General features: G+C 59.6%; 7 protein-coding genes. 3 read left to right on the top strand and 4 right to left on the bottom strand.

Annotated features, from left to right (window positions below; translation table 11 throughout):
• Positions 1 to 95: 95 nt before the first annotated feature.
• A complete protein-coding gene (sseB, locus tag ACMGG5_RS23495) occupies positions 96 to 872 on the top strand; it encodes an enhanced serine sensitivity protein SseB (RefSeq protein WP_420278586.1) in 777 nt (258 codons plus the stop codon).
• A 17-nt stretch (positions 873 to 889) separates the two neighbouring features.
• On the opposite strand, the gene ACMGG5_RS23490 is transcribed toward sseB, so the two are convergent.
• From ACMGG5_RS23490 to ACMGG5_RS23475, 4 genes are all read right to left on the bottom strand, one after another.
• Complete coding sequence (locus tag ACMGG5_RS23490; RefSeq protein WP_061714628.1) at positions 890 to 1,660, bottom strand: MurR/RpiR family transcriptional regulator; 771 nt, start codon at positions 1,658 to 1,660, stop codon at positions 890 to 892.
• Entirely contained in the window at positions 1,660 to 2,505 is an 846-nt protein-coding gene (gene sseA / locus ACMGG5_RS23485; protein WP_208763167.1) for a 3-mercaptopyruvate sulfurtransferase, read from the bottom strand. The genes ACMGG5_RS23490 and sseA overlap by 1 nt, the downstream gene beginning before the upstream one ends.
• 90 nt (positions 2,506 to 2,595) lie before the next feature.
• Positions 2,596 to 3,963, bottom strand: coding sequence for a 6-phospho-alpha-glucosidase (locus tag ACMGG5_RS23480; protein WP_420278585.1), 1,368 nt, complete (start codon positions 3,961 to 3,963; stop codon positions 2,596 to 2,598).
• A gap of 12 nt (positions 3,964 to 3,975) precedes the next feature.
• Entirely contained in the window at positions 3,976 to 5,520 is a 1,545-nt protein-coding gene (locus ACMGG5_RS23475; RefSeq protein WP_420278584.1) for a PTS transporter subunit EIIC, read from the bottom strand.
• Positions 5,521 to 5,806: 286 nt separating this feature from the next.
• On the opposite strand from ACMGG5_RS23475, the gene ACMGG5_RS23470 reads away from it, so the two are divergent.
• Both ACMGG5_RS23470 and pbpC read left to right on the top strand, forming a co-directional pair.
• A complete protein-coding gene (locus ACMGG5_RS23470; protein ID WP_420278583.1) occupies positions 5,807 to 10,759 on the top strand; it encodes an alpha-2-macroglobulin family protein in 4,953 nt (1,650 codons plus the stop codon).
• A 1-nt stretch (position 10,760) separates the two neighbouring features.
• A complete protein-coding gene (gene pbpC / locus ACMGG5_RS23465) occupies positions 10,761 to 13,085 on the top strand; it encodes a peptidoglycan glycosyltransferase PbpC (RefSeq protein WP_407858883.1) in 2,325 nt (774 codons plus the stop codon).
• Positions 13,086 to 13,174: the final 89 nt, after the last annotated feature.

Below are 13,174 nucleotides of genomic sequence, written 5' to 3'. Positions count from 1 at the left end.
TCATATTGCCCGGCGGCGCTGCGCTTGCACGGGCCTACGGTTTTGTAGGCCGGGTAAGCGAAGCGCCACCCGGCGTTTTTTGAAGTAGCCAAACTATGTCAGATACCAAAAACGAATTAGAAACCCTGCTGGAGCAGGCTGCGACCGAGCCCGCCCACCGTCCGGCATTTTTCCGCACGCTGCTGGAATCCACCGTCTGGGTGCCGGGCACCGCGGCGGAAGGTGAGCAGGTTGTCGAAGACAGCGCGCTGGATCTGCTGCACTGGGAGAAAGATGACGGCACGTCGGTGATCCCGTTCTTTACTTCGCTGGAAGCCCTGCAGGAAGCGGTAGAAGACGAACAGGCGTTCGTGGTAATGCCGGTGCGTACCCTGTTTGAAATGACGCTGGGCCAGACGCTGTTCCTCAACGCTAAATTGCCGACCGGGAAAGAGTTCACGCCGCGTGAAATCAGCCACCTGATAGGTGAAGAGGGCAACCCGCTCAGCACCCAGGAAGTGCTTGAAGGGGGCGCAACGCTTCTGCTGTCTGAGGTGGCCGAGCCGCCCGCGCAGATGATTGATTCCCTGACGACGCTGTTCAAAACGCTCAAGCCCGTCAGGCGCGCGTTTCTCTGCTCCATCAAAGAGCGCGCGGACGAAAAGCCGGTACTGTTGATCGGTATTGAGGCCGATGGCGATTTCGACGAGATCGTTCAGGCTGCGGGCAGCGTGGCGACCGACACGCTACCGGGCGATGAGCCGATTGATATTTGTCAGGTGAAAAACGGTGAGAAGGGTATCAGCCACTTTATTACCGAGCACATCACCCCGTTCTACGAGCGTCGCTGGGGCGGCTTCCTGCGCGATCTCAAAACCAACCGCATCATCTGATTTCAGCGGGGTGAATGTCACCCCGTTGCTTCCAGCAGCAGTAAATCCATCAGCAGCACCAGATTCGACTCAAACGACGTCACCCCTGCGGCTTCGGCGGCGTAGTGTACCGCTTCGTCATAGAGCGCAAAATGCACGTCCGCCATCCCCGCCAGCGTATTGGCCGAGGCGCGGGTAAACGCGACGATGGTCATGCCGACGTTTTTGGCAATCCGCGCTTTATCCAGCACCTGCTCCGTTTCGCCGCTGCGCGAGACGGCAATAAACACCTGATAGCGCGCGGCGTTGCTGAGGAAAATATTCCTGCTGTCCCCCGGCCCGGAGATAAACGCCGTTTTGCCCAACACCTGCAGCTTCTTGGTCAGGTACTCCGCAAAGAGATAGGAAAACCCGGCGCCGTAGAGAAAGAAGCTCTCTTTCTGGCGCAGCAGGTCGGCAAACTGCTGTCGCTTCTCCTGCGTGACCCACTGAAAGGTGTGCTGATAGTTGGCGATAAACTGATTAAACAGCGCCGGGAGCTCAGGACGCGATTGCCCCTGAACGGCAATATGCGGCGTGTCGGAGAGCAGCTGCTTGCAGTGCCAGATAAACTCGCTAAAGCCGCTGAACCCCAGCTTCTGGCACAGCCGCATAATGGTGGCGGTAGAAACGAACGTCGCCTGTGCCAGCTCGCGAACCGTAATATTGCCCACCAGCAGCGGATGCTCCGTGAGGTGGGCGAGGACGCGATACTCCGCGCGGGTCAGCGATGCCCCGCGCGTTAACAGCGTGGCCAGGCGGTTATCCATTATTTCGCGGGTTCGACAGGCAGATCGTCTCGCGCACCCCATTCGCTCCAGGCGCCGTCGTAGAGCGTGACGTCGTTCGCACCGAGCGTGGCGAGCGCCAGGATCACCACGCAGGCCGTAACACCGGAGCCACAGCTGGCAATAATCGGACGATGTAAATCCACGCCAGCACGGTCAAAAATGGCGCGCAGCTCGTCGGTGGTTTTCAGCTCGCCCTCAAACACCAGGTCGCCCCACGGCACGTTCAGCGCGCCCGGAATATGTCCACGCTTCAGCCCCGGACGCGGTTCATCCGCTTGGGCATTGAAGCGCGGAGCAGGACGGGCATCGACGATTTGCGCCGTTTTTTCGTGGCTCACGACCAGCACGTCGGTCAGGCGTTTTACCACATGGGTGTCAAAGGTCGCGTCGAATTCACCTTCCGGCAGCGTCACGTCACCCTGCTGAAGCGGCAGCTCGTCGCGCTTCCAGCCCGCCAGCCCGCCCGCCAGAATCGACACTTTTTCCACACCGAAGTTCTTCAGCATCCACCACGCGCGCGGTGCGGAGAAGAGGTTACCTTCATCATAGACAACGAGGTGTTTGTCTTTGCTGATGCCCAGCTCGCGCATCGCCACGGAAAACGCTTCCGGGCGCGGCAGCATGTGCGGCAGGGGAGAGGTGTGATCGGAGAGGGCTTCAATATCAAAAAATACCGCACCCGGCAGATGCCCGGCACGGTATTCACCGGGCACGTCACGATGCTCTTGTCCCGGAGGGGCCATACGCGCGTCGATAATCTGAACTTCCGGATCGTCGCCGTGCTCAATCAGCCAGTCGGCGGCGACAAAATATGAGGTGGACATGGGTTGCCTCCATTCTTTTCCGTAAAAAAGGATTGTCGGTGTTTTTTCTGACACCGACAAGCAAACCACGTTCAACTCGCGAGCAAGCCCCTATTTTTTCACCGTTTCGCCGTCCTGCCAGGCTTTTTGCAGCGCAGGCCAGTAGTCGCGGTTGGCCTCGATCATCTCATCCAGAATTGCTTTCGCATGTTCCATGGTCGGCACGGTGCGGTTGAGGGTGAATGCCTGCAGGGCTTTCTCATAGCTGCCTTCTATGGTCGCCTCCACCAGCAGCTGTTCCGAGGCGAGCTGCTGTTGCAAAAGGGTCTGATGGAACAGCGGCACCTGACCGACGCGAATCGGTTCCGGGCCTTCGGAGGTGATATAAGCGGGTACTTCCACCACGGCATCGTAAGGCAGGTTGGTAATCGCGCCGCAGTTTTCCACCATCACCAGATGGCGGCTTCGCAGGTTAAAGGCCAGCGAGCGGGCGACATCGACGATAAACTCGCCGTGCACGCCCACGTGGAAGGCATCCGGCAGGATCCCGGTGCGCTTATACTCTTCGGCGGCGGCGAACAGCTTTTTCTCGCGCCCGTCCATCACTTCATTGGCGCGGGTATAGTCCGGGTTCTGGTGCGCCACAATCTGGTTCGGCATCAGGTAATACTGCAGATACGGGTTCGGCAGATACTCCGGGAAGTTGTCCATAATCGGCTTAATGTTGCGCCAGGTTTTTACCCACGAAGGATCCGAGTGCTGCGGGTCGGTTTTAGCTGCATCTTCCGTCAGCAGGCCAAACTTCGCGATATGCTTACGCAGCGCCGGGAGCTTGTCCTCGCCGTCCACCAGAACGCGGGTAAACCAGCCGAAGTGGTTCAGGCCGAAGTAGTCGACTTCGAGCTTGTGGCGATCGACGCCCAGAATCGCCCCCATATTGCGCATCGCGGCTACCGGCATATCGCAGATGTTCAGCACCCGCGCGTTCGGGCGCAGGCGGCGTACGCCCTCCGCGACGATCGCCGCCGGGTTGGAGTAGTTCACGATCCAGGCCTTCTCGTGCGCATAGCGATCCACCAGATCGATAAGCTCCACCATCGGCAGGATCGTGCGCAGTCCGTACGCCAGACCCCCGGGTCCGCACGTTTCCTGGCCGACCACGCCGTGACGCAGCGGGATCTTCTCATCCTGCTCGCGCATTTTATACTGGCCGACGCGCATCTGTGCGAAGACGAAATGCGCGCCGCTGAAGGCGACTTCCGGGTCACTGGTGACGGTAAATTTGATGCTCTGACTGTGGTCGCGAATGACCTTCTCTACGACGGGCGCAATAATGTTCTGACGCGCCTCGTCGATGTCATAAAGGCGAATTTCGGCCAGCGGGAAATCCTGCAGGCGCACCATCAGACTTTTCACAATACCCGGCGTGTAGGTGCTGCCGCCGCCGGCAATCGACAGGATAAATGGGGGTGTAAACATCTTTAGCTCCTTTCAGAGAAACGTCTCAACGGCTTCTCGCATTTTTTTGACGTGCAGCCCGTAGACCACCTGAACGTTGTTACCTTGTTTGATAATCCCTTTCGCGCCGGTCGCCTTCAGCCGCGGCTCGTCGATGATGGCGACGTCCTTCACCGTGACGCGTAAGCGGGTGTAGCAGTTATCCACCACTTCAATGTTTTCCCGACCGCCCAGACCCACCACGATGGACTCGCCCAGCCCGTCGTTATTGCCTTTAGCCTGGTACTCCTGCTTGCTGTAGAGGCGCGTCTCCTGGTCCTCATCTTCACGGCCCGGCGTTTTCATGTTGAAGCGCAGGATCAGGAAGCGGAACACCACGAAGTAGAGAGCAAACATGATCAGCCCGACCACGATATACATCGGCCAGTTGGACTTCTCCGTGCCGAGCGGCAGGTTGTAGAGGATGAAGTCGATAATCCCGTTGGCACCGATGGCGTGAACGCCCAGCAGCGAGAACAGCATCATGCCGATGCCGGTCAGCACCGCGTGCACCACGAAGAGCAGCGGGGCGACAAACAGGAAGGAGAACTCAATCGGCTCGGTCACGCCGACCAGCAGCGAAGTCAGCGCCGCCGGGATCAAAATGGCTTTCGCAATGGCTTTACGCTCCGGCTTCGCGGTCATGTACATCGCCAGCGCGGCGGCAGGCAGGCCGAACATCTTGCTGATGCCGCGCGCGTCCCACACCACGGTGCTGCTGAGCTGCTTCACGTCCGGGCAGGCCATCTCGGCGAAGTAGATATTGCGCGCGCCCTGATAGGTTGCTCCGCATACCTCCTGCGTGCCGCCCAGCTCGGTATAGAGGAACGGCGTATAAACCAGATGGTGCAGTCCGGTGGGGACCAGAATGCGTTCCAGGAAACCGTAGATTGCCACGCCGAACGGCCCGGAGCCTTTGATGGCCAGCGCCAGGGCGCTAATGCCGTGCTGGGCAAACGGCCACAGTTCGCTCATCACCACGCCGAGCAGCATGGAGACGGGGAGCATGACGATAGCGACAAAACAGTGGCCGGAGTAAATCGCCATCGCGCCGTTAAACTCTACGCCGGAGTATTTGTTGTACAGATACCCGGAGAGCGCACCAGTCAGGATCCCGGCAAAAACGCCCATCTCCAGCACCTGCACGCCCAGCACCATGGTTTGTCCGGCCGCTTTCATCTGAGCAGCTGGCGCCAGCGCGCCCTGCAGCTGCAGCGTGACGTTCATGGCGTTGATGAATACGACAAAGGTCACCAGACCAATCAGCGCGGCATAGCCTTTATCACGCGTCGCCAGACCAATCGGGATCCCTACGGCAAACACCAGCGCCAGGTTCACCAGCACCGACACGGCAGATTTCGCGATAAGCTGACCAATATGCTGAATCAGGGGATGGCCAAGAAACGGCAGATACTCCGCGAGATTACCGTTACCCAGCACGTTACCAAAGGCGATAAACAGACCGACGATCGGTAAGATAAGTACCGGTCCGTACAATGATTTTCCGAAATTTTGTAGGGCGTTCACGGCTCGTTTCATGGCTTTCTCTCTTATTGAACCGCGCACTCGGGGTGCGTCATGGTCATAAAACTAGCAGTCTTCAGGCGCGCTTATCCAGCTATCTTCTTGTTTTAAAAACAAATGACGTAAAAGGTTACATGTGACGTTATGTGCTGTGATCGCGGTTCCATCACGGCGTAGCGGCGTGTTGCCATTCTGCGAGGCGCTTTCCAGATTCTAAAATTGGACTTTTTGAATTAATGAAACTTGCGGATAATACTTATCCGGACGACGACCAACAGGCTCCATGGGCCAGGGACAAAGGATGAAACCGTTTCGCTTAGCCGCGCTCTCTCTCGCGCTGCTTACCACGTTTACGCTTGTCGGCTGTGATAACAGCGACGATAAATCTCAGGCTGCGGCTCCCGCGGCATCCACCGCATCCACACCGAAAGCTGCGGAAAAGCCAAATGCTGAAACGCTGGCTAAGCTCGCCGCCCAGAGTCAGGGAAAAGCGCTGACCCTGCTGGATACCTCTGAAGTTCAGCTCGACGGTGCCGCCACGCTGGTGCTGACATTCTCGGTTCCGCTGAATCCCGATCAGGATTTCGCGAAAACAGTGCACGTCGTGGATAAAAAAAGCGGCAAGGTTGACGGGGCGTGGGAACTTGCGCCTAACCTGAAAGAGCTTCGCCTGCGCCATCTTGAGCCCAACCGCAACCTGGTCGTCACCGTTGAACGGGGCCTGCAGGCGCTGAACAAGGCGACGTTCGGCATTGATTATGAGAAAGCCCTGACCACGCGGGACGTTGAACCCACCGTTGGTTTTGCCAGCCGCGGCTCGCTGCTGCCGGGTAAGGTGGTGGAAGGTCTGCCGGTGATGGCGCTCAACGTCAACAATGTTGACGTCAACTTCTACCGCGTGAAGCCGGAATCGCTGGCCTCTCTTGTCAGCCAGTGGGAGTACCGTAACTCGCTGACCAACTGGGAGTCCGATAACCTGCTGAAGATGGCGGAGCTGGTTTACACCGGTCGATTCGATCTTAATCCGGCGCGCAATACGCGCGAAAAATTGCTGCTGCCCCTGAAGGATATTAAACCGCTCCAGCAGTCTGGCGTTTATATTGCGGTCATGAACCAGGCCGGGCACTACAACTACAGCAACGCCGCGACGCTCTTTACCTTAAGCGATATTGGACTGTCCGCTCACCGTTATCACAACCGCCTGGACATCTTCACCCAGAGCCTGGAAAACGGTGCGGCGCAGTCCGGCGTCACCGTCACCCTGTTGAACGACAAAGGGCAGACGCTTGCCGAAGCGAAAAGCGACGGTGATGGCCACGCAAAGCTTGAGACCGACAAAGAGGCCGCGCTGATCCTGGCCAGTAAAGATGGCCAGACCACGCTGCTCGATCTCAAGCTGCCGGCTCTTGATCTGGCGGAGTTTGATATCGCGGGGAGCCCGGGCTACAGCAAGCAGTTCTTTATGTTTGGCCCACGCGATCTCTACCGCCCGGGTGAAACGGTGATCCTCAACGGTCTGCTGCGCGACAGTGACGGTAAGCCACTTCCGGATCAGCCTGTGAAGCTCGACGTGCTGCGTCCGGATGGACAGGTCGCCCGTACGATTGTCGTCAAGCCAGAGAACGGTCTCTATCGCTTCAACTATCCGCTGGACAGCGGGGCGCAGACCGGTATGTGGCATATCCGCGCCAACACCGGCGATAACCTGCAGCGCCTGTGGGACTTCCACGTCGAAGACTTCATGCCAGAGCGCATGTCGCTCAACCTGAGCGGACAAAAAACGCCGGTTTCACCGCAGGATAACGTGGACTTTAACGTGGTGGGCTATTACCTGTATGGCGCTCCGGCCAACGGTAATTCTCTGCAGGGCCAGCTCTTCCTGCGTCCGCTGCGTGACGCGGTGGCAGCGCTGCCGGGCTTCCAGTTTGGCGATATCGCCGAGGAGAACCTGAGCCGCAGCCTGGATGAGGTGCAGCTTACGCTGGATGAGCAGGGGCGTGGACAGGTTTCTACCGAAAGCCAGTGGAAAGAGGTGCACTCTCCGCTGCAGCTGATTCTGCAGGCCAGCCTGCTGGAGTCCGGCGGCCGCCCGGTAACGCGTCGTGCTGAGCAGGCCATCTGGCCGGCGGCTGAGCTGCCGGGTATTCGCCCTCAGTTCGCCAGTAAAGCCGTTTACGACTACCGCACCGATACCACCGTCAACCAGCCGATTGTTGACGAGAACGGCAACGCCAGCTTCGATATCGTTTACGCCGATGCCAGCGGCGCGAAAAAAGCGGTGTCCGGTTTGCAGGTTCGCCTGATCCGCGAGCGCCGTGACTACTTCTGGAACTGGTCTGAGAGCGAAGGCTGGCAGTCTCAGTTCGATCAGAAAGACCTGGTTGAAGGCGAGCAGGAGCTGACGCTCAAGGCCGACGAGACGGGTAAAGTCACCTTCCCGGTGGAGTGGGGCTCTTATCGTCTCGAAGTGAAAGCACCTGATGAGATGGTCAGCAGCGTGCGCTTCTGGGCAGGGTATAGCTGGCAGGATAACAGCGACGGCACCGGGGCTGCGCGCCCTGACCGCGTGACGCTGAAGCTGGATAAGCCAGCCTATCAGCCGGGTGACACCATCAACCTGCACATTGCCGCGCCAGCCGCAGGCAAGGGCTATGCGATGATCGAGTCCAGCGAAGGGCCGCTGTGGTGGAAGGAGATCGACGTACCGGCAAACGGGCTGGATCTTGCTATCCCGGTCGACAAGGCCTGGAAACGTCACGATCTCTACCTGAGTACGCTGGTGGTACGGCCTGGGGATAAATCCAAATCCGCCACGCCGAAGCGCGCGGTTGGCCTGCTGCATCTGCCGATGGGCGACGAAAATCGCCGCCTGAATATTGCGCTCGATAACCCGCAGAAGATGCGTCCAAACCAGACGCTCTCGGTGAAGGTGAAAGCCAGCGTGAAAGAGGGGGCCGTGCCGCAGAAGGTGAACGTTCTGGTCTCGGCGGTGGACAGCGGCGTGCTGAACATTACCGATTACGTCACGCCGGATCCGTGGCAGGCTTTCTTTGGTCAGAAGCGCTACGGCGCGGATATTTACGATATCTATGGCCAGGTCATTGAAGGGCAGGGCCGCCTGGCCGCGCTGCGCTTTGGTGGTGACGGTGATGAGCTGAAGCGCGGCGGAAAACCGCCGGTGAACCACGTCACCATCATTGCCCAGCAGGCACAGCCGGTCACGCTGGATGCCAACGGGGAAGGCACAATTACGCTGCCGATTGGTGATTTCAACGGCGAGCTGCGTCTGATGGCGCAGGCCTGGACGGAAGACGATTTCGGCAGCAGTGAAAGCAAGGTTATTGTGGCCGCGCCGGTCATTACCGAGCTGAATACCCCGCGCTTCCTGGCAAGCGGAGATACCTCGCGGCTGACGCTGGATATCACCAACCTGACCGACAAGCCGCAAACGCTGCACGTTGCCCTGACCTCTACCGGCAAACTGGTGCTTGAAGGCGCACAGCCGCAGCCGGTTCAGTTGCCGCCAGGTGCGCGCAGCACGCTGTTTATTCCGGTACGCGCACTGGAAGGCTATGGTGACGGTGAAGTGACCGCGCAGGTGACCGGCCTGCAGCTTCCGGGCGAGACTTTCGCACCGCAGCAAAAGAGCTGGAAAATCGGCGTGCGTCCGGCGTTCCCGGCGCAGACGGTCAATACCGGTGCCATGCTGAACCCTGGCGAATCGTGGACCGCACCGGCGCAGCATAGCAACGGCTTCTCTCCTGCCGCCCTGCAGGGGCAACTGTTGCTGAGCGGCAAACCACCGCTCAACCTGGCGCGCTATATTCGTGAACTGCAGGCCTACCCGTACGGATGCCTGGAGCAAACCACCAGCGGACTGTTCCCGTCGCTCTACACCAACGCGGCGCAGCTTACTGCACTTGGCATCAAGGGCGACACCGATGACAAGCGCCGTGCAGCGATTGATATTGGCATCTCCCGTCTGCTGCAGATGCAGCGTGAAGACGGCGGGTTCGCGCTGTGGGATAAAAACGGTCCGGAAGAGTACTGGCTGACGGCCTACGTGACCGACTTCCTGGTGCGCGCGGGCGAGCAGGGTTACAGCGTACCTGCAGATGCAGTGAATAACGCCAATAGCCGCCTGCTGCGCTATCTGCAGGACCCGGGCATGATGTCCATTCGCTATAGCGACGATACTCAGGCCAGCAAGTTCGCTGTGCAGGCCTATGCCGCACTGGTACTGGCACGTCAGCAAAAAGCGCCGCTGGGCGCGCTGCGTGAAATCTGGGATCGTCACGGACAGGCGGCTTCCGGTCTGCCGCTGATGCAGCTGGGCATGGCGCTCAAACTGATGGGCGATGCGCCGCGCAGCCAGCAGGCGCTGGACCTGGCACTTAAAACGCCGCGTAACGACAGCAAAAACTGGATGGCCGATTATGGCAGCCAGCTTCGCGATAACGCGCTGATGCTCTCTCTTCTCGAGGAGTACAAGCTGCTGCCGGATGCGCAAAATACGCTGCTGAATGCCCTGTCTGAACAGGCCTTCAGCCAGCGCTGGCTGTCAACGCAGGAGAGCAACGCGCTGTTCCTGGCAGGACGTTCGCTGCAAACCTTGTCCGGTACGTGGCAGGCGAAAACCTCTCTGTCTGAGACAGCATCAGGCGGCGATAAGTCACTGGTGCAAAACGTGAACGGCGACGAGCTTGGCGCGCTGCAGGTCACCAATACCGGAACGACACCGCTGTGGGTCCGCCTTGATAGCACCGGTTATCCTGACTATGCTCCTCAGCCGAGCTCGAACGTGCTGCAGGTTGAACGTCATATCCTGGCAACCGATGGCAGCAGTAAATCGCTCTCTTCCCTGAAGAGCGGCGAACTGGTGCTGGTGTGGCTGGAAGTTAAAGCCAGCCAGAACGTGCCGGACGCGCTGGTGGTGGATCTCCTCCCTGCGGGTCTGGAGCTGGAAAACCAGAACCTGGCAAGCAGCAGCGCCAGCCTGCAGGACAGCGGTAGCGAAGTGCAGAACCTGCTCAGCCAGATGCAGCAGGCGGATATTCAGCATATGGAATTCCGCGATGACCGCTTTGTGGCTGCCGTGCCGGTAAACGAAGGTCAGCCGGTCACGCTGGTCTATCTGGCCCGTGCCGTGACGCCAGGAACCTACCAGGTGCCGGTGCCGATGGTCGAGTCTATGTATGTGCCGCAGTGGCGGGCAACGGGGGCGGCCAGCGGCCCGCTGATTGTTGTTCCGTAATATGCGAATGGCACGTCTGACACGCTCCCGCTGGCTGTGGCTGGCGGGAGCGCTTCTCGTTTTATGGGGGCTGATTGTCGCCGCCGACCGCCTGTGGCCGTTACCGCTGAAAGAGGTTAACCCCGCCCGGGTGGTGGTGGATGAGAAGGGCACGCCGCTGTGGCGCTTTGCGGACAGCGACGGGATCTGGCGCTATCCGGTGACGATCGAAGAGGTCTCTCCCCGTTATCTTGAGGCGCTGATCCAGTACGAAGATCGCTGGTTCTGGGATCACCCCGGCGTAAACCCGCTCTCTGTCCTGCGCGCCGCCTGGCAGGATCTCAGTTCTGGCAAAGTCGTCTCTGGCGGCAGTACGCTGACCATGCAGGTGGCACGCCTGCTGGACCCGCATCCCCGCACCTTTGGCGGCAAAATTCGTCAGCTCTGGCGGGCGATGCAGCTGGAGTGGCACCTCTCTAAACGCGACATCCTGACGCTTTATCTCAACCGCGCGCCGTTTGGCGGTACGCTGCAGGGCGTCGGGGCGGCAAGCTGGACGTATCTGGGCAAGCCGCCGTCGCAGCTCAGCTATTCCGACGCGGCGCTGCTGGCGGTGCTGCCGCAGGCACCTAGTCGTTTACGCCCGGATCGCTGGCCTGAACGGGCCGAAGCGGCGCGCAATAAAGTGCTCGACCGCATGGCGACGCAGGGCGTCTGGCCCGCGAAGCAGGTCAAAGAGTCACGGGAAGAATCGGTATGGCTGGCGCCCCGGCAGATGCCGCAGCTGGCGCCGCTCTTTGCGCGCATGATGCTCGGCAAAAGCCGCGACACGAAAATTGTCACCACGCTGGATGCCGGGCTACAGCGGCAGTTGGAAGAACTGGCGATGAACTGGAAATCCCGCCTGCCGGCACGCAGCTCGCTGGCGATGATCGTGGTCGATCATACCGATATGAAAGTGCGCGGCTGGGTCGGATCGGTGGATATTAACGATGACAGTCGTTTTAGCCACGTGGATATGGTCAATGCGATCCGCTCCCCGGGATCGGTGTTGAAGCCCTTTATCTACGGTATGGCGCTGGACGATGGCCTGATCCATCCCGCCTCGCTGCTTCAGGACGTTCCCAGAAAAACCAGTGATTATCGCCCAGGGAATTTTGACAGCGGGTTCCACGGGCCGGTCAGCATGAGTGAAGCGCTGGTGCGCTCCCTCAACCTGCCCGCGGTACAGGTGCTGGAAGCCTACGGACCAAAACGATTTGCCGGTATGCTCAGTAACGCAGGTTTGCCGCTGATCCTGCCCGCGGGGGCGCAGCCGAATCTTTCTCTGATCCTCGGCGGGGCAGGCGCGCGGCTGGCAGATATCGCCGCTGCCTACAGCGCCTTTGCCCGACACGGTAAGGCGGGACGGCTGCGCCTGCAGCCGGGCGATCCACTGACTGAACGTCCGCTGTTATCATCAGGCTCGGCGTGGATTATTCGCCGTATTCTGGCCAATGAAGCGCAGCCGCTACCGGATAATGCGCTACCGCAGGTTGCGCCCCTGGCGTGGAAAACCGGCACCAGCTACGGCTACCGTGATGCCTGGGCCATTGGTCTGAATGCCCGCTACGTGATTGGCATCTGGACCGGACGACCGGACGGCACGCCGGTGGCGGGGCAGTTTGGTTTCGCCAGCGCGGTTCCGCTATTAAACCAGGTCAATAACCTGCTTCAGTCGCGCTCAACGGTAGACGAAGCCCGCCTGCCTCGCGATCCGCGTCCGGAGAGTGTCGGGCGGGGCGTGATCTGCTGGCCGGGTGGCCAACCGCTGCCGGAAGGCAGTGAAAACTGTCGACGTCGCCTGTCGACCTGGCTTCTGGAAGGCAGTGAACCGCCCACGCTGCTGTTGCCGGAGCAGGAAGGCATACGCGGCATTCGTTTCCCGGTCTGGCTGGATAAAACGGGTAAACGTGTGGCGGCAGATTGCCCTGATGCAACTGAAAAAGCCCTGGATGTCTGGCCGCTACCGCTGGAACCGTGGCTGCCCGCAACCGAGCGTCGCGCGGTACGGATCCCGCCTTCATCAACAACCTGTCCTCCGCTGTCGCAGGACTCACCTGCGCCACTCATCCTGACAGGCGTACGCGAAGGGGCCGTTATCAAACGTCTGCCGGGTGAATCCCGCGTTTCGCTGCCGCTTCAGGCGACCGGCAACAGCGGTGAGCGCTGGTGGTTTTTGAACGGTGAACCGCTGAGTGTGAAGGGAAGGGTTTACACATTACAGCTTGATAAGTCGGGTGATTATCAGTTACTCGTTATGGATGAGACCGGGCAGGTCGCGACGGTGAATTTTACGCTGCAGTGATCTGAAAACAGCTTTCAGATGTGAGCTGTTGCTAAAACTCGTCTTATTTTAAAAAAATGTTACCTGAATCCATAGGCAATGGCGCTATT

Source organism: Enterobacter sp. BNK-34 (genome assembly GCF_048684445.1).
Taxonomy (GTDB): domain Bacteria; phylum Pseudomonadota; class Gammaproteobacteria; order Enterobacterales; family Enterobacteriaceae; genus Enterobacter; species Enterobacter pseudoroggenkampii.
This window is presented reverse-complemented; position numbering and strand designations above follow the sequence as displayed.